The sequence below is a fragment of the Kitasatospora hibisci genome (assembly GCF_043950205.1).
Taxonomy (GTDB): domain Bacteria; phylum Actinomycetota; class Actinomycetes; order Streptomycetales; family Streptomycetaceae; genus Kitasatospora; species Kitasatospora hibisci.
Genome location: NZ_CP171642.1, coordinates 7,399,392 through 7,417,287, shown reverse-complemented (window position 1 = coordinate 7,417,287; position 17,896 = coordinate 7,399,392). Strand labels below are relative to the sequence as shown.

Here is a 17,896-nt window from a genome sequence, read left to right as displayed (position 1 = left end):
TGTTCCCCGTGGATTGGAGCGTGCCGTGAAGGACCTCAAGTTCGAGCAGAAGCGTTCGCTGTCCCGCCTCGAAGCCGCCGATCAGCTCGAAGCACTCGCGGCGGCGCTGCGGCACGGCGGCAGCGCCGAGCTCGATCTCGGCCCCGGAACGATGACCCTGCGGGTCCCCGAGGAGCTGAAGACCGAGATCGAGGTCGAGGTCGGCGAGGGGGAGATCGAGCTGGAGATCGAGTTCAAGTGGCCCACCGCGTGGAGCGCGGCGGCCTCCGGCGGCCACAGCGGCTGACCGGTGGCGCGCTCGCCCCCACCCCCGGCCGAGGTGCCGCGGCCGGGGGTGGGGAGGTGATCCGGGGCATCGACGGAGGAGATCAGATGACCGGTGACGAGCAGCGGGACAGGCTGGATCACCTGTCCGAGGTGGACGAAGCGGCCCCCGACGACCTCTTCGCGGGGCGGTCGGGGGGCGAGGGCCACCGGACCCGTGCCGAGGCGACCCGCAGCGCGGACAGCGGCGTCTACGGCGCCGACGACGACCTCTACGGGGGCCCGGAGGCGGCGGCCCCGCGGCCGGTCCTGAACGACGACCAGGACGCCGGGACGGGCGAGGACGCGGACTTCTGGTAGGCGGCGCGGGGTGCGCCGGGAACGGTCCCGCACCCCGGGAGGGCTCCCCGGGCGTCGCCCTCGGCCCCGGCCGGGGATTGTCGTGGAAGTTGTCATGACTGAAACACCGTCAGAATGGGCATGACCTCGTTAGCCCACCGATGGGCCCGGCTGAAGCTCCCCCACGAGCGCAACCGGGCCCTGGCCGGCGACCGGGCCTGGACGTGACTCCCCCCACGGAGTGGCGACCAGGCCCGCCTTCTGTTCAACCAGCGACACGCAGCGTACATGACACCTCAACGTAACGCTACCGTGCTGCAGTCCGCGCTGGTCCGAAGCCTCGTCACGCCCCTCCGCACGGCGGGATCGGAGCGTCCCGGCCCGGGCCCGGGCCCGCCGGGCCGCGTGGTCGACGGTTCGACGTCCAGCGCGCCGACCGTCGGCTCACCCGTCCTCCGTCACGCCGGCCGGCCCGGATCCGATCGTTCCACCACGCCCGATACGTGGGAGAGTGGGAGGTGTCGGGAGATCGACCCGAGCGGTGGCCGGCCTCCCCACGGAGCCACTGGGGAGGTCTCCCATGGTGAAGCTGCGCGGCATCCTCTCCGTCAGCCCGGAGGCCCTGGCCGTCGCGGGTGTCGTGGACTGGCGGGGCCTGACCGGAGCCCCCACGCGGGACGGCCGCGTCACGGTCGACCTGCCCGCTCCGGGGCGGCCGTGGGAGTGGCGCTGGTCCCCCGACATTCCCGCACGGCTGCTCGACGACGCCGACCTGCAGGTGGACCTGAGCCGCACCTGGACCGAGTCCGCGAGCAGCGGGACCGAGCCCGTGCGGCTGGCACTGCACGGCGTGCCGCGCGCGGGCCGGCACGCGCTGATGACGCGGTTAGGCCAGGCGCGTCCCGCAGTCGGCGCCGTCTTCGTCGCGGACGACACGCTGCAGCCGGAGCCCCACTGGTCGTGGCCACTGCGGGTCTGCACCGTCACCGCCGGGGCGGCCGAGGGCCTGTTCGACGTCCTGACGCACGACGAGGGGATCGCCCCGCTGATCGACGCGTACACCCTCGGCGAACAGGACGGCGACTGCGACGTCCTGGCCGTCTCCAGCGCCGCCGAGCTCGACGTGCTGACCGCGGGCGGCGGCCTCAGCGCCGCCTGCCTCGCCTGGTGCGGCCCCCGACCGCCCGACCGCCGCGAGCTGACCCGGCTCGACGCGGCCGCGCGCAATCTGGGCGCCGCCGGCTGGGTCGTCGCCGACCTCTCGGCGACCGACGCCGTCGACTGGCTCGACCGGCTCATCCGCAACCTCGCCGACAACCTCCCGCTCGACGAGGCGGCGGGCCGCGCGGGCTCGTGGCTGACGGTCGCCCACCCGAGGATCGCCGAGCACGGCGCCGTGGCCGACGCCGTACGGGACGCGGACTCCGCGGCCCACGTGCGCATGCCCCAACACGGGGATCCGCTGACCATCGCGTTCGGCGCCGACACAGCGCGCGTCCTGAACCTTCCCGACGGCCCGGCACCGGTCACCGAGGTCACGCACGGGATCGCCGTGGAAGCCGCCACCGCCCGATTCCTCGGACGAAGACTCGACGGGGCGGTCACCGAGGCCTTCCGCGAGATCCACCGCGCCGGGGTGGCGCCGGGCCGGGCCAATGCCCGCTTCCTCCAGGCACTCGTCAGCGACCAGGAGTCCGGCGAGCGGCGTCTGCACGCCTTCCGCGCGTCCGCCGTCAACGACGTCCACATCCGGGTGGGACCGGTCAGCGCCGAGTGGCACGCGCTGGCGACGGGGTTCCCCGAGCAGAACCTGGACTTCCGGGACGGGGAGGCACGTCTCACGGTCGTCTTCGACGAGGAGCGGGACCAGGCGTTCCTCCACGAGCCGATGAACATCACCCTGCCCCGGCGGGGCGCCTCCAGCGAGGCCGTCTTCCCCGTCGAGGTCGGCGCGCAGGAACGGGAGATCCGCTGCACCGCCCGGGTCTTCCACCGGAACCGCCTGCTGCAGCGGCTGGAGATCAGCGGCCCGGCCGACGCGACCGACGCGGCCCTCGACGGACGGGAGATCTCGATCAACGGCGAGGCGTTCAGCTCCCTCGCCGAGCCGCCCGGCCAGGACCCCGGGAGCCCCGAGGCGATGATCCGGATCATCGACGGCGAGAATGCCGTGATCATGACCGGAGGGAACCGCATCCCGGTCAGGGTCCCGGATCTCGACCGGTTCCGGGCCAGGATCCGCGACCACCTCCTCTCGGCCGTGAACGCGGACGCCGCGGCCGACGCCGCCGACGACGGGTCCGGGTCGGTGCCCACCACCCCGGACTCGCTGCTCCGCGGTCTCGCCCAGCAGGGCAGCTTCCTCTTCGCCCAGCTGGAGCAGCAGCGGCACGGCGGCCTGGAGGACGCCACATCCCTCCAGGTGGTGTCGGCCGAGGCCGCCGAGCTCTGGCCGCTGGAGTTCGTCTACGACTACGGCTACCCCGCCGACAACGCCCGGCTCTGCGCCGGATGGCAGCGCGCCCTCGAAACCGGCACGTGCACCTGCCGCCGCTCGCGCCGTCCCACCGTCAACGGCCGCCGGACGATCTGCCCGCTCGGCTTCTGGGGCATCCGCATGGTCATCGAACGCCGGGTGGAACGCAGGCTCGACCACACCGTCGTCGAAGCGGCCCCACCGGACGCCGCCGGCTCCCTGCGCCCGGTGAACAGCGTCCTCTTCGCGGCCAGCGAGATCGTCCGGGGGGCCGACCGGGACGGCGCGGTCGGCAGCCTCCGCGGCTCGCTGGGCGGCGACCACGTGTACGTCGTCGAGAGCTGGCGGGACTGGCGGAGGGTGGTCCGGACTGAAGGCCCCGCCCTGCTGCTGGCCGTAGCCCACAACGCGCGCGACCAAGGGCTCACCCCCGTCCTGCAGATCGGCCGGATCAGCCGCCCGAGCAAGCTGGCGTCGCTCCAGATCGACCGCCGGGACATCGTCTCCGACCGGCACGACCGCGAGACCGGTCCGATCGTCATGCTGCTCGGCTGCAACACGATCCAGGAGGACATCAGCTGGCAGAACGTGGCGGCGAGGTTCCTGGAGAAGAGCGCTCCCGTCGTGGTCGGGACGCTGGTACCGACCCTCGGGCGGCAGGCGGCGGTGATGGCGGGCATCGCCGCCGTGATGCTCGCCGAGAACACCAGCACGGACAGAAGGATCGGCGAGCTGGTCCGCGACATCCGGCGGCGACTGCTCGCCCTCGGCTACACGCTCGCGATGGCGGTGGTGGCCTTCGGCGACGCCCGCTGGCTGGTCGGCAGTCGACAGGGAGGCACCCCGTGATCACTGTGGAGATGCTGCCCGCGGCGCACGGCGACGCGCTGTGGATCGAGTGGCCCGGCAGCGGAACGGACGTCCACCGCATGCTGGTCGACGCCGGCCCGAGCCCCACCTACCGGGCCGTCTTCGAGCGGGTGAAGGCACTGCCGCCGCGCAGCCGCCACCTGGACGTCCTGGTGGCGACCCACGTGGACGCCGACCACATCGAGGGCGTCGTCCGCCTCCTCCAGGACCGCGCCGCGCTGAAGCTCTCGATCGACGACCTGTGGTTCAACGGCTGGCCGCAGATCTCCGAGCGCGCCGGCCTGCTCGGGGCCGACCAGGGCGAGATGCTCCAGGCGCTCATCGACAGCCAACGGCTCTCCTGGAACGCCGCCTTCGGCTCTCCCGCCCGGGGGAGGCCGCCGCGCGCCGTCTGCCTTCCGGCCCAGGGCGCGCTCCCGTCCGCCGACCTGCCCGGAGGCGCCCGGGCGACCCTGGTCTCCCCTGGCCTGCCCGAACTGGACAAACTGCTCAAGGAATGGGGCAAGGTGCTGAGGAACCTCGGCGTGACCCCCGGGATGCCCGACGAGGCGCTCGACCGACTGGCTCACCGCAAGAGCCTGCGCGGCCTCGCCGCCGACCTCCTCGGCGGCGAACGGCTGGACACGTCCGTGCCGAACGGTTCGAGCATCGCCTTCCTGCTGGAGCACGACGGACACCGACTGCTGCTCACCGGCGACGGCCACGGGAAGGTCCTCGCCCGCGGCCTGGACCGCCTGCTGAGCCGGCTCGGCGGAACCAGGCTCGCGGTCGGCGCCGTCAAGGTCCCGCACCACGGCAGCGCCGCCAACGTCACGGACGACCTGCTGTCGCGGCTCGACACCCGCCGCTTCCTCATTTCGACCAACGGGGACAAGTTCAACCACCCCGACGCGGCGGCGATCGACCGCATGCTCGCCGCGGTGGGCCGCCTCGACGAGGCGGCCCGGCCCGTCGGCCCCGACGCCGACGCCGCGCAGGCCGAGCTCGTCTTCAACTACCGCAGCCGCACGACGGAGCCGTGGTCCGACCCCGCGCGACAGCGCGAGCGCCGCTACACCGCGGTCTATCCGGCAACGGCGGCAGCGGGCACGACCGTGGAGGTCTGACCATGGCCCGCATCGGTGTGGCCATCTCCGGTGGCGGCTACCGCGCCACCATGTGGGGCATCGGCGCCCTGCTCTACCTCGCCGAGACCGGTCGTCACCGGGACGTCGTGGCGATCTCCTCGGTGTCCGGCGGCTCGGTCGCCAACGGCGTGGTCGCCCATGAGACCGACTTCCGGCAGGACCCCGGCGGGGACTTCGCCGAACGCGTCCGCCCGCTGATCCGGCACTGCGCCCGGACCGGCCTGTTCTTCTGGGGGCCGTCCACCAACCGGTACGTGCGCTCGCTCTTCGCCCTCGCCGGCCTGGCGGTCGTGGCACTGCTGGCCGGGGTGGTCGCCACCGCCGTCGAAGGCCTCCGCCTCGTCTCCGGCACCCTCCTCGCCTCGGGGCTGCTGCTCCTGGCCGGCGCGCTGCTGTACTTCCAGCGGCGCAGCGTCGTCGTGGACAGGGCGCTCGCGCGCGAGTTCTTCCACCGCAGCGGCGCCCCGACCGCACTCGCCGACGTGCGGCGCTCCGTCGACCACGTCTTCTGCACGACCGAGCTGCAGAGCGGGGACCACTTCTACTTCTCCCCCTCGTTCGTCTACGGGTTCCGCTTCGGCACGGGCGAGCCGGGCGACCTCCCGCTCTCCACGGCGGTCCAGGCCTCGGCCTGCCTGCCGGGCGCGTTCGCCGTCCGGCGACTCCCCGCGGACCGCCACCGCTTCACGGCCGGGGGCGGGACCGCAGTGGCCGCTGCTACCGGCGCGTCCGCGCCCTCCGGACCGTCCGCACCGTCCGCGACGGACATGGTGGTCACGGACGGCGGGGTGTACGACAACATGGCGGACCAGTGGCTGGTGGGGCTCGGCGAACGGGCCCGCCGCCCCGTCCACCCGCCCGCCGACTACGGGGTCGACGAGATCGTCGTCGTCAACGCCTCGGCCGGGATGACGTGGGAACCGTTCCCCGCATCGCGCGTTCCCGTGCTCGGTGAACTGCTGGCGCTGGTCCGCATCAAGAGCGTGATGTACGACGTCAGCACCAACCAGCGGCGCAGCACGCTGGTGCGGGGGTCCCACCGTGCGGCCCTGGACGGCGGCCCGGTCGGCGCGCTGGTGCACATCGCGCAGTCTCCGTACCGCGTGGCGGACGCGTACGCGAACGCGGCCGGCACGGCCTACGCTGCCGACGGCGGGGGCGGCACCGGGCCTGAGCGCGCCGCCCGGGCCGCCCGGGCCAACGAGGTGCTCGACCTGCTCGGCCGCGACGAGGAGCAGCGCGCGGTGTGGCGGGAGCGGGCGGAGCGGAGCCGCACCACCAGGACCGTGCTGCGCAAGCTCGGCCCCGACGCCACTGCGGACCTGCTCCTACACGCCTACACCCTCGCCGCGTGCAACCTGCACGTCCTGCTCGACTACCCGCTGCCGGCCGCCCTTCCGAAGCGCGAGTACTTCCTCGACCTCACCGCCGACGCACCCTGACACCGCGCCCAGCGCGCCGAGCGCCTCGCAGGAGTGCTCTCCGTCCGGCCGATCCGCTTGTCCTCGGCGGCGCCCTCCGCGGTGTCGACGTACCTGCCGTCCGTGATGCCCTGCTTCTTCCGCAACCCGCCGAGGCTGCACCTCACGGCCCCCGGCGGCCCGCCTCCTCGCCGCTCACCGGCTCACCCGCGCACAGGATCACCGGGCCGGCTCAGCCCACCTCGATGCGCTCCACGATCAGCTCGCACAACTCGTGCGTCCGCAGCGCGTCGTGGGCGTCGAGCACCTTGCCCCCGCGCACCGCGTCCAGGAACGCGAGCACGATCTGCTCGATCCCGCGCTGCCGCGCCACCGAGACCCAGTCGCCGCGCCGCCGGACCGTCGGCTGGCCGCGGTGGTCGATCACCTCGGCGAGGTTGTGGACCTCGCGCTTGGAGTCGCCGCCGGAGACCTCCAGGACCTCCTCCGTCGACCCGGAGACCCGGTTCATGATCCCCAGCGCCGTGAAGCCCTCCCCGCCCAGCGTCAGCACCAGGTGCTCCACCAGGCCGTCCTGCACCCGGGAGCGCACGTCCACCTGCTCGATCTCCCCGGGGACGAGGAAGCGCAGCGTGTCGACCACGTGGATGAAGTCGTCGTAGACCAGGCTCCGGGCCGCCTCCGGCAGCCCCTCGCGGTTCTTCTGCAGCACGATCAGATCGCGCGGCCGTTCCTTGGCGAGCAGGTACCCGGGCGAGTGGCGCCGGTTGAACCCCACCATCAGCGAACGCCCGGTGCGATCGGCGAGGTCCACCAGCCGCCGGGCCCCGTCGATCGTGTAGTCCAGCGGCTTGTCGACGTACACGTCGACGCCGGCCGTCAGCAACTGCTCCACGATCGGCACGTGCTGCTCGGTCGCCGCGTGCACGAACGCCGCCCGGATCCCGCTGCCGATCAGCTCCCCGAGATCGGTGAACCGCCCGCCCGCCCCGATCCGGTAGGCGTCCCCGATCCGGTCGAGCTTCGCGCGGTCCCGCGTCATCAGCCGCAGGTCCAAGCCCGGCAGCGCGGCGACGACCGGCAGGTACGCCTTCTGCGCGATGTCACCGAGCCCGATCACCCCGACCGGCAGCAGGGCATCGGGGGCAGCGTTCTCACTCATGACATCTCCAGCCTCGCGAACGATCATCAGCCACCCCAACCCTATGCGCCGATCTCCACGGCCCGGGCCCGTGTGAGACTCCTCCGTCCCGGGCTCCCGACGAGGTCAGGCGGGCGGGCTTCTCCGGGCCGACCGCCGAGCCGGTGCCGACGGGGTCAGGCGGAGGCGGGGGCGCATTCGGGGTGGCCCCAGGAGCTGCCGACCTTGGTGATCTTGTCGCCCTTGGCGTAGGGGCGGCTGCACGGGCAGGTGCCGGGGTAGCGGGCGGCGAGGGTACGGGAGCCGCCGGAGCCCGCCTTCCGCTTCGCCGCAGCGGCGGAGGACGCCGCGCGGGCCGGGCGGGAGACGGCGGCCGGCACCGGGTCGGGGACGGGGAGGTCGGTGGCGGTCCCGGCGGCGCTCTCCTGGGTGCGGGCGGCGTCGCTGGCGGCCTTGTCGGCGATGGCGTTCAGCGGGTCGCCGTCGACCTGGTGGGCGGCGACGTAGACGAAGGTGACGTCGCGGCCCTCCAGGAGCGCGTCGATGCTCTGGATCAGCTCCTGGTTGGCCACCGGCTTGCCGGCGGCGGTCTTCCAGCCGTTGCGCTTCCAGCCGACCAGCCACTTCGTCACGGCGTCGCGGGTGTACGTGCTGTCGAGCCGGACCTCCAGCGGCACCGCCGGGTCCGTCGCGGTCAGCAGTTGTTGCAGCGCCGTCAGCTCGCCGATGTTGTTGGTGCTGCGCCCGAGCGCGCCGGACTCCCAGCGCTGCGGCACCCCGGCACTGTCCGCGACCACGTAGGCCCAGGCGGCCGGGCCCGGGTTGCCCTTGGCTGCTCCGTCACACGCTGCAATGACTCGTTCGACCATGCACCGATCATGCCAGGGAACAGGAGCCGCAGGCCAAAGCCCGTCGCGGGCTCACGGCGAGGCGGTGGTCGTCGGTGATCCGGCCGCGGACCCGTCGGCCGCCCCCGGAGCCGCGGTGCAGTCACCCGTGCGGCGGGACGGGTTCGCGGTCGCCGTGCCGCTGCGGCCCACCCCCGGCCCGGTGCTCAGGCGGTGGCCGCGGCCGCCTCGGCCAGGGCGTCCAGAACCGGACGGATCAGGGGGTGCCCGTCCGCTCCGGCACGCACCGCGGCGAACACGCGGCGGGTCGCGAGCGCGCTGTCCACCGGCCGGACGACGGCCCGGCCGAGGTCCACCCCGAGCAGGGCCGAGCGCGGCACCAGCGCGACGCCCGCCCCGGCGGAGGCGAGGGCGACCACGGCGCGGAAGTCGTCGGAGGAGTGCACCAGGCGCGGCTGGAAGCCGGCGTGCTCGCAGGCGAGCAGCACCACGTCGTGGCAGGGGTTGCCGGGGTACGGGCCGATCCACGGCTCGTCCGCGAGGTCGGCGACCGCGATCGGGCCCTCGGACTCGGCCAGCGGGTGGCCGAGCGGCAGGACCGCCTCGAACGGCTCCGCGTACAGCGGCACGCGGGTGAGGCGGGCGTCGTCCGCCCGGGGCGCGCCCCGGTACTCGACGGCCACCGCCAGGTCGGCGCGGCCGTCCAGGACCATCGGGAGGCTGGCGTCGCCCTCGGCGTCGAGCACCTTGAGGCGGACGCCGGGTGCCCGGTCTGCGAGGGTGCCGATGGCCGGGGCGAGGACGAGCGAGATGCCGGTGGCGAAGGACGCGACGGTGACCTCGCCCGAGACGCCCGCGGAGTAGGCGGCGAGATCGGCCTCGGCGCGTTCGAGCTGGGCGAGGACCACGTCGGCGTGGCCGAGCAGGATCTCTCCGGCGGCGGTGAGCCGGACGCCCCGGCCCTCGCGGGCGAGCAGGTGGTGGCCGGTCTCCAGTTCGAGCGCCGCCAACTGCTGGGACACCGCCGAGGGGGTGAGGTAGAGGGCGGCCGCGGCCGCGGTCACGGTCCGGTGGTCCGCCACGGCCCGCAGGGTCCGCAGCCGTCTTGCGTCGATCACACGCCAATTCTGCCAGCGTGGCGCGCTTGGCCGGGACGGGTGCCGGGACGGTGCGGAACCGCCGGTGAGGGCCGGTGGGCTGCGGGCGACGGGCGGGCCGGGGTCGGGCCCGTCAGCCGTCCCCGTGGTCCGGCCGGTCGGGCGGGCCGGACCGCCCGGGCCGACCTGCCCGGTCGGGTCGGCCGGGCAGGTCGGGCCGGTCCGGCCGGTCGGGCCTGTCACGGGCCGCGAACCCGTCCACCGAGGCGGCGGTGGGCACCGGCCGCGGCGCCGGGAGAGCCGCCTCCTGGTCCAGCAGCAGCCTGCCGGTCAGCACGTACTGGACCACGCAGCCCGCCAGCAGCACCGCCACCCCGCCGACCGCGTCCAGCACCCAGTGGTTGGCGGTGGCCACCACCACGACGAAGGTGACCACCGGATACAGCGGCGCCGCCGCCCGGAGCCAGTGGCGTCGCGTCGTGGTGGCGACCGCGAGCGCGCACCAGCAGGCCCAGCCGATGTGCAGGGACGGCATCGCCGCGTACTGGTTGGTGAGGGCGGTCAGCGCGCCGAGCGGGGCATCCTCCGGCGCACCGGCCGGGTACTCGCGCAGCCCCAGCTCCGGCACCAGGCGGGGCGGCGCCAGCGGGTAGCCCCAGAAGCCGAGCAGCGCGAGGCCGGTGGCGGCGAACAGGACGGTCCGGCCGGTGCGGTAGTGGGTCGGGTGCCGGGTGTAGAGCCAGACCAGGACCAGCAGCACCATCGTGAAGTGCATCGTCGTGTAGTACTGCTGTGCCGCGCGCATCAGGTCGTCACCGCTGCGCAGGTACCAGCCGTTCATCGCGGGCTCGATGTCCAGTCGCAGGGTCTGCTCCAGCCCGTAGAGGGAGCGGGCGTGGTCGGTGGCGGTGGCGAGGCGGTCGGGGGCGGCGTTGCGGATGTAGGAGTAGACGCCGTAGCCGACCTGGATGAGGACCAGTTCCAGTACGAGGTTCGGACGCGACACCGTTCGCAGCCGGGCGGGCAGGAGCGGCACGCCGCGCAGCAGGGGGCGACGGCGCGGAGGCGGTGCGGGGGTGCGGGCCAGGTGCCAGAGCGGGTCGTCTCGCCGGCGGAACGGGAGGGCGGTGGCGGCGGCGAGGGCCAGCAGGGTGGGGGCCTTGCGGAGCAGCAGGCCGCTGACCGGTTCGATGCCGGGGTCGAGCAGGGTGCTGGGCAGCAGGGCGACGGTGACGGCGACGACCGGCCAGAGGGCGCGGTCCTCCGGGCGGCGCCCGAGGCGGCCGGTGGCGGCGAGCAGCAGCCAGCAGAGGTCGGCCGGGCCGGCGACGGGGGCGACGATCAGGGTGGCGCAGCCGACGACGCCGGCGGCGAGCAGGTGCTGGCGGTCGCGGGCCAGCGCGTGGCCCCGGCGCAGCGCGAGCGCGGCCGCGGCGGCGGCGACGGCGGTCCAGAGGGCGATGAGCGGCGGGCCGTGCAGGCCGAGGCGGGTCAGCACGCCGAGTGCGGTCTCGTTGCCCGGGTCGGCGATGACGCCGTGGTCGGCCAGCCGGTGGCGGAACGCGCCGCCGGCGGCGGGGTCGGCGAGCTGCGCGACGGCGAGGAGCAGGACGGCCACGGCGACGGCGGTCAGGGCGGGGGCCGATCGGGCGGTGCGGGTGGTCCGCCGCCCGGCGGGCGGTGGCGGGAGGGCCGCGGCGAACAGCACCAGGGCGGGGTGCAGCGCGATGGCCACGCCGAGCGCCACGCCGCGCGGGAAGGCGTGCGGTGGGGCGGGGGGACGGCACCCCGGGCCGTCCGGCGGCGAGCCCCGGTGCGGCGGGGTCCTGCGGGGCGGGAGCCCGCGGGGCAGGAGGTCGAGCAGGACGAGGACGGCGGTGGTCACGCCGAGGACCGCGTCGGCGGGGTGGCCGCGCAGCTCGGCGCTGATCAGGAACGCCGCGGCGGCGAGCGGCCAGAGCCCGGCCGGGGCGCGGACGCCGGGCGGCGGGTTGCGGCCGATCAGGGCGCCGAGGCCGGTGACGGCGGCGAGGGCGGCGATCAGCAGGCCGACCCGGGTGGCGGTGGAGGGCCAGGTGCCGACCGGCAGCGGAAGTGCCGGTCGGTCGTCGGCGGCATCGCCCAGGGTCGTCCAGGTGGCGGTGGCGGTCGCGGCGAGTGCCACCACCCAGCAGGACGCGAGCACGGCGGGAGCCCTGCCCCGTCGCAGCCCGGGCGGGGATCCGGCCGTGGATCCCCGCACCGCCCTGCTCGGGGGCATCCTGCTCCTCTCGCCGCGCCCGCGGGCCCGATCCGGCGGACGGTGCCGGCGCGGGTGCCCGAAGCCGGGCCCGCACGCCGGCCCGCGGCCGCGGGGCTGGTCGTCGCCTCCTGCCGACTCTCGGCCGTCGGCGCCCACACCGCACCCCGAACGGCGCCGCACGGGTGGCCGCGGGAGGGACGCCGCGCGCCCGGCGGGCGGAGGTCGGCAGGCCGGGAAACCACAACGCCCACCGCCGCCGCCTTGGGAGTGGGAAGTCGGACGGGCCGACTTCCCACTCCCGGCGGGAGGGTGGGGCAGGTGGTCTGGTGTGCCGTGCGGCGGAGGCCGGACCGGCCGGCCTCCGCCGCACGGCGGCTCGGTCCCGTGGCACGTCCGGTTCCGGGCGGACGGGCCACGGGCGTCCGGAGGCGAGCCCCCGGGGGGACGCCCGGGGCTCGGGGGTGGCTACTCCCCCAGCGCGGCGCGCGCGTCGACGAAGGCCGCCACGGCGCGCTCGACGTCCTCGGTGGAGTGGGCCGCGGACAGCTGCACCCGGATCCGGGCCTGGCCGTGCGGGACGACCGGGAACGAGAAGCCGATCACGTACACGCCGCGCTCCAGCAGCAGCTCGGCGAGCCGGCCCGCCTTGGCGGCGTCACCGATCATCACCGGGGCGATCGGGTGGTCGCCGGGCAGGATCTCGAAGCCGGCCTCGGTCATCTTCGAGCGGAACAGCGCCGTGTTGGCGGCCAGCTTCTCGCGCAGCTCGGTCGAGCGCTCGACCAGGTCGAGCACCTTCAGGGAGGCCGCCGCGATCACCGGGGCGAGCGAGTTCGAGAACAGGTACGGCCGAGAGCGCTGGCGCAGCAGGGCGACGATCTCGCGGCGCGCCGCGACGTAGCCGCCGGAGGCGCCGCCGAGCGCCTTGCCCAGGGTGCCGGTGATGATGTCGACACGGTCCATCACGCCGTGCAGCTCGGGGGTGCCGCGCCCGTTGGGGCCGACGAAGCCGACGGCGTGCGAGTCGTCCACCATCACCATGGCGTCGTAGCGCTCGGCGAGGTCGCAGATCTCGCGCAGCGGGGCGACGTAGCCGTCCATGGAGAAGACGCCGTCGGTGACGACGAGCCGGCGCCGGGCGTCCTGGGTCTCCTTGAGCTGCTGCTCCAGGTCGGCCAGGTCGCGGTTGGCGTAGCGGTGGCGGCGGGCCTTGCTGAGGCGGATGCCGTCGATGATGCTCGCGTGGTTGAGGGCGTCGGAGATCACCGCGTCGCGGTCGTCGAGGAGGGTCTCGAAGACACCGCCGTTGGCGTCGAAGCAGGACGAGTAGAGGATGGTGTCCTCCTGGCCGAGGAACGCGGAGAGGCGGTCCTCCAGCTCCTTGTGCACGTCCTGGGTGCCGCAGATGAAGCGGACCGAGGCCATGCCGTAGCCCCAGCGGTCGAGGGCGTCCTTGGCGGCGGTGAGCACCTCGGGGTGGTCGGCCAGGCCGAGGTAGTTGTTGGCGCAGAAGTTCAGCACCTCGCCCGGGCGGCCGCCGCCGGTGACGGTCACGGCGGCGCTCTGCGGCGTGCCGATCACCCGCTCCGGCTTGAAGAGGCCGGCCTCGCGGATCTCGTCGAGGGTGGCGGCGATGTCGGCGCGCACGTTGTCGAACACGGTGTCTCCCTACAGGGTGTCAGACGGTCTCGGGCGGCCCGGAGGCCTGCTCAGGCGGTCCAGTCGAGGATGATCTTGCCGCAGCGGCCGCTGGCGGCGTCGTCGAAGGCGGCCTCGAAGTCGGAGGCGGCGTACCGGCCGGTGATCACCGGCGTGAGGTCGAGTCCGCCCTCCAGGAGCACCGACATCGCGTACCAGGTCTCGAACATCTCGCGGCCGTAGATGCCCTTGATGGTGATCATCGAGGTGACGACGGACGCCCAGTCGACCGGGAACTGCTCGGCGGGCAGGCCGAGCATGGCGATCTTCCCGCCGTGGGTCATGTTGGCGATCATCGACTGCATCGCCTCGGGGCGGCCGGACATCTCCAGGCCGACGTCGAAGCCCTCGCGCAGGCCGAGCTTCTGCTGGCCCTCCTCGATGGTGTGCTCGGCCACGTTCAGGGCGAGCGTGACGCCGACCTCGCGGGCCAGGTCGAGGCGGTACGGGGAGACGTCGGTGATCATCACGTTGCGCGCGCCGGCGTGCTTGGCGACGGCCGCGGCCATGATGCCGATCGGGCCCGCGCCGGTGATCAGCACGTCCTCGCCGACCAGCGGGAAGGAGAGCGCGGTGTGCACGGCGTTGCCGAACGGGTCGAAGATCGCGGCCACGTCGAGGTCGACCGGCACCCGGTGCACCCAGACGTTGGCGGCCGGCAGGGCCACGTACTCGGCGAAGGCGCCGTCCCGTCCGACGCCGAGGCCGACCGTGTTGCGGCAGAGGTGGCGGCGGCCGGCCAGGCAGTTGCGGCACTTGCCGCAGACCAGGTGGCCCTCGCCGCTGACCAGGTCGCCGACGGAGACGTCGGTGACGCCGGCGCCGAGCTCGGCGACCTCGCCGACGAACTCGTGGCCGAGCACGAGCGGGGTCTTGATGGTCTGCTGCGCCCAGCCGTCCCAGTTGCGGATGTGCAGGTCGGTGCCGCAGATACCGGTGCGCAGCACCTTGATCAGCACCTCGCCCGGGCCGATGACCGGCTTCGGGACGTCCACCAGCCAGAGCCCGGGCTCGGACTTCTGCTTGACGAGTGCCTTCACTGCGACGGCTCCTGACGCACGAGGGGGGCGGCCTGCGGTGGGCAGGCCGACGGGGCCCGGCGGGCGGCGGCTGCTGCCTGCCTCGCACCGGGCACGCAGCAATCTGCCTGGTGGGAGCGGGTGCGGTCCATCGAGGAATTCTTAAGGGCCGCCGCAGCTGGGCTAAACGATCGTGCCCGAGCAGGGGCGGGCGGGCCCTGCGGCGTGCCGGTGGCCACCCGTTCGGCCGAGCGCGCGAGGCGCGGCGGCGTACGGCAGGTGACGGGCCGGGCGCACGGCCCGACCAGGCGCGCAGTCACGGCGGGAGCGGCGGACGGGCGACCGGACCCCGCGCCGACTCGGCCGAGGCGGGCGTGGACGGCGCTGGGCGCCGCACCCCGCGCCCGACCCCGCGCCGGCCCCGTCCGGCACCCCACCGGGCTGCGGGGGGGGCAGCTGGACCGGGAGCCTGCTCATCGGCCCGTACGCACTCGGCGGCCGGGGGCGCCAGCGGGATTGGGGCGGGTGGCTGAGGGTTGGGTCCGTTCGGTCCAGCGGCGCGACGATCGGCGCGCGGCCGGTCGGCGGCGCGCATACGGTCGGGAGCGCTCCCCCACGGCCTCGTGGAGCGCCGCTCCGGGGCCGTCCGGCCCGGGCTCCGGGTCCGTCCGGCCCAGGAGGAAGCGCCCGGAGTGGCGGCCCGGGAGGTCCCGGCCCGAGAAGTCCCGGCCCCGAGAGATCCCGGCCCGGAGAATCCCCGGGCCCCAGAGAAGCCCAGAGAGGCGCCTCGACGATGACGAATCCACGACGACGGCCGTCCCCCGCGCTCCGCAGCCGTCCCGGGCGGGCGGCCGCGGCGGCGGTGGGCGTGGCCGGCCTGCTGGCCGGCGCCGGCTGCTCCGGCGGTGCCGCGCCCGGACCGGCGGCCGCGGGGGCGGCCACCGCCGTGCCCGCCGCGCTCAGCCCCTCCCCGACCGTCTCCCCGACCGGCTCGCCCACGTTCTCCCCGTCGTCCCCGGGCTCGGCCTCGGCCCCGGGCACCGTGGCCCGGCTGACCCCGGCCGTCACGGCCCGGCTGGACGCCGCGGTGCAGCGGGTGCTGAACCAGGCCTCCGTCCCCGGCGTGATGGTCGCGCTCACCACCCCCCAGGACAGCTACATCAAGGCCTTCGGAGTCTCGGACAAGATCGCGGGCATCCCGATGGTGACCGGGCTGAACATGCGGATCGGCAGCGAGACCAAGACCTTCACCGTCACCGGGGTGCTGCGGCTGGTCGACCAGGGCCGGGTCGGTCTGGACGACCCGATCTCCAGGTACGTCCCGGAGGTGCCCGGCGGGGACGCGATCACCCTGCGCCAGCTCGCGAACATGCGCAGCGGCCTCTTCCCCTACACCTCGGACCAGGGCTTCGTGCAGGCCCTGCTCGCCGACCCCCACCGGGAGTTCACGCCGCAGCAGCTGCTCTCCTACGCCTTCGCGCACCCGGCGGACTTCCCGCCGGGCACGGACTTCGAGTACTCCAACACCAACACCGTCCTGCTCGGCCTGGTGGTGGAGAAGGTCTCGGGCCAGCCGCTCGGCACCTTCCTGGAGCAGCAGGTGTTCAAGCCGGCCGATCTGGGCCGGACGGTCTTCCCGGTCGACGCGTCGTTCCCCCAGCCGCACGCCCGCGGCTACACCGACCAGACGCAGAGCGGCGCGATCGAGGACGCCACCGACTGGAACCCGTCCTGGGCCTGGGCGGCGGGAGCGATGATCTCGGACCTCCCCGACCTGCAGAAATGGGCGAAGGTGCTGGCGACCGGCACGCTGCTGAAGCCGGCGACCCAGGCCGAGCGGCTGCAGACGCCGCCGTCGGGCGATCCCGGCCTCGGCTACGGTCTGGGGCTGTTCGTGAACCACGGCTGGATCGGGCACAACGGTTCGCTGCCCGGCTACCAGAGCGTGGCGGTCTACCTGCCGTCGGCGCAGGCGACGCTGGTGGTGCTGCTGAACACCGACATCCCGTACCTGGGTTCGGCGCCCTCGACGCTGTTCGCGAAGGCGATCACCGAGATCGTCTCGCCGGGGAACGTGTACTCGCTGCCGGTCGCGCCGTCGAGCGGGTCGCCGTCCGGGCCGGGCTCCAGCCCGGCGCTCGCGGCGACCTGAGCACCTGAACCGACCCGGCCCGGGGCCCGCTGCGGGCTCCGGGCCGGTCACCGGCGCACCGGCGGCGGGCGGGCCGGGCCGTCAGCCGCCGAGGACGCGTGCCAGGTCGTAGGAGACAGGCTCCTCCAGCTGCGCGTACGTGCAGCTCGCCGGCGTCCGGTCGGGGCGCCAGCGGCGGAACTGCACGGTGTGCCGGAACCGGGTGCCCTCCATGTGGTCGTAGGCCACCTCGACCACCCGCTCCGGGCGCAGCGGCACCCAGGAGAGGTCCTTGCCGCCGGTCCACCGGCTGACCGCGCCGGGCAGCCGGGCGTCGGCGTGGGCGGCCTCGTCGGCCCAGCCGCCCCAGGGGTGGCCGGTGGCATCGTCCATCCGCAACGGGGCCAGCTCCTCGGCGAGTTCGCGGCGACGGGCCATCGAGAAGGCGGCGCAGACGCCGACGTGCTGGAGCCGGCCCTCGGCGTCGTTGATGCCGAGCAGCAGGGAGCCGACGACCGGGCCGCTCTTGTGCTCGCGGTAGCCGGCGACCACGCAGTCGGCGGTCCGCTCGTGCTTGATCTTGAACATGGTGCGCTCGCCCGGGCGGTAGGGCTGGTCGAGCGGTTTGGCGACCACGCCGTCGAGGCCGGCGCCCTCGTACTCGGCGAACCAGCTCTGTGCCAGGTCGCGGTCGGTGGAGGCGGGGGCCGTGAAGACCGGGTCGGCGGCGCCGGCCAGGGCCTCCTCCAGGGCGGCGCGGCGGGCCGAGAGCGGCTCGTCGAGCAGGGACCGGTCACGCAGGGCGAGCAGGTCGAAGGCGACGAAGGAGGCGGGGGTGCGTTCGGCGAGCATCCGCACCCGGCTCGCGGCGGGGTGGATCCGCTCCAGCAGTTCCTCGAAGCGCAGCCGGCCGTCCCGGGCGATGACCACCTCCCCGTCGAGGACGCAGCGGGGCGGCAGCTCGCGCTGCAGGGCCTCGACCAGCTCGGGGAAGTACCGGGTCAGCGGCTTGCCGGTACGGCTGCCGAGCTCCACCTCGGCGCCGTCGCGGAAGACGATGGTGCGGAAGCCGTCCCATTTGGCCTCGTACTGCATCCCGGGCGGGATCTCGGCGACCGACTTGGCGAGCATCGGTGCCACCGGCGGCATCACGGGCAGGTCCATGGTTCCGATCCTCGTGCCAACCGTTCCGGGGCGCGCGTCGGGCCGGGCGCGCTTAGCGT

At 74.6% G+C, this 17,896-nt stretch carries 13 protein-coding genes; 6 read left to right on the top strand and 7 right to left on the bottom strand.

Features of this window, described 5'->3' with window-relative positions:
* The first annotated feature begins 25 nt into the window (after positions 1-25).
* The 5 genes from ACF9IK_RS32315 (at position 26) to ACF9IK_RS32295 (ending at position 6,518) form a co-directional block, all read left to right on the top strand.
* Complete coding sequence (locus ACF9IK_RS32315) at positions 26-286, top strand: amphi-Trp domain-containing protein (protein ID WP_395297614.1); 261 nt, start codon at positions 26-28, stop codon at positions 284-286.
* Between the two features lie 86 nt (positions 287-372).
* Positions 373-624, top strand: coding sequence for a hypothetical protein (locus ACF9IK_RS32310; RefSeq protein WP_395297613.1), 252 nt, complete (start codon positions 373-375; stop codon positions 622-624).
* Positions 625-1,183: 559 nt separating this feature from the next.
* Positions 1,184-3,928: a hypothetical protein gene (locus ACF9IK_RS32305; protein ID WP_395297612.1), complete on the top strand. Its 2,745-nt coding sequence runs from the start codon at positions 1,184-1,186 to the stop codon at positions 3,926-3,928.
* Entirely contained in the window at positions 3,925-5,055 is a 1,131-nt protein-coding gene (locus ACF9IK_RS32300) for a ComEC/Rec2 family competence protein (protein WP_395297611.1), read from the top strand. Before ACF9IK_RS32305 ends, ACF9IK_RS32300 begins: the two co-directional genes overlap by 4 nt.
* A gap of 2 nt (positions 5,056-5,057) precedes the next feature.
* Entirely contained in the window at positions 5,058-6,518 is a 1,461-nt protein-coding gene (locus ACF9IK_RS32295; RefSeq protein WP_395297610.1) for a patatin-like phospholipase family protein, read from the top strand.
* Positions 6,519-6,729: 211 nt separating this feature from the next.
* Here ACF9IK_RS32295 and ACF9IK_RS32290 read toward each other — a convergent pair whose 3' ends face one another.
* The 6 genes from ACF9IK_RS32290 to tdh form a co-directional block, all read right to left on the bottom strand.
* Positions 6,730-7,629, bottom strand: coding sequence for a Gfo/Idh/MocA family protein (locus ACF9IK_RS32290; RefSeq protein ID WP_395298737.1), 900 nt, complete (start codon positions 7,627-7,629; stop codon positions 6,730-6,732).
* Positions 7,630-7,814: 185 nt separating this feature from the next.
* Entirely contained in the window at positions 7,815-8,507 is a 693-nt protein-coding gene (locus ACF9IK_RS32285; RefSeq protein ID WP_395297609.1) for a ribonuclease H family protein, read from the bottom strand.
* A 185-nt stretch (positions 8,508-8,692) separates the two neighbouring features.
* Complete coding sequence (locus ACF9IK_RS32280; protein WP_395297608.1) at positions 8,693-9,604, bottom strand: LysR family transcriptional regulator; 912 nt, start codon at positions 9,602-9,604, stop codon at positions 8,693-8,695.
* Positions 9,605-9,716: 112 nt separating this feature from the next.
* A complete protein-coding gene (locus ACF9IK_RS32275; protein WP_395297607.1) occupies positions 9,717-11,843 on the bottom strand; it encodes a phosphatase PAP2 family protein in 2,127 nt (708 codons plus the stop codon).
* Positions 11,844-12,290: 447 nt separating this feature from the next.
* A complete protein-coding gene (locus ACF9IK_RS32270; RefSeq protein WP_395297606.1) occupies positions 12,291-13,484 on the bottom strand; it encodes a glycine C-acetyltransferase in 1,194 nt (397 codons plus the stop codon).
* 50 nt (positions 13,485-13,534) lie between these two features.
* The gene (gene tdh, locus ACF9IK_RS32265) at positions 13,535-14,563 is read right to left on the bottom strand and encodes an L-threonine 3-dehydrogenase (protein ID WP_395297605.1); all 1,029 of its coding nucleotides are present in this window, start codon (positions 14,561-14,563) and stop codon (positions 13,535-13,537) included.
* Positions 14,564-15,335: 772 nt separating this feature from the next.
* Between tdh and ACF9IK_RS32260 the strand changes: the two genes are divergently transcribed.
* Positions 15,336-16,694, top strand: coding sequence for a serine hydrolase domain-containing protein (locus ACF9IK_RS32260; RefSeq protein WP_395297604.1), 1,359 nt, complete (start codon positions 15,336-15,338; stop codon positions 16,692-16,694).
* 81 nt (positions 16,695-16,775) lie between these two features.
* Here the strand turns inward: ACF9IK_RS32260 and ACF9IK_RS32255 are convergent, their stop codons facing one another.
* On the bottom strand, positions 16,776-17,837 hold the full coding sequence (locus tag ACF9IK_RS32255; protein WP_395297603.1) for an ATP-dependent DNA ligase: 1,062 nt from the start codon (positions 17,835-17,837) through the stop codon (positions 16,776-16,778).
* Between the last annotated feature and the right edge of the window lie 59 nt (positions 17,838-17,896).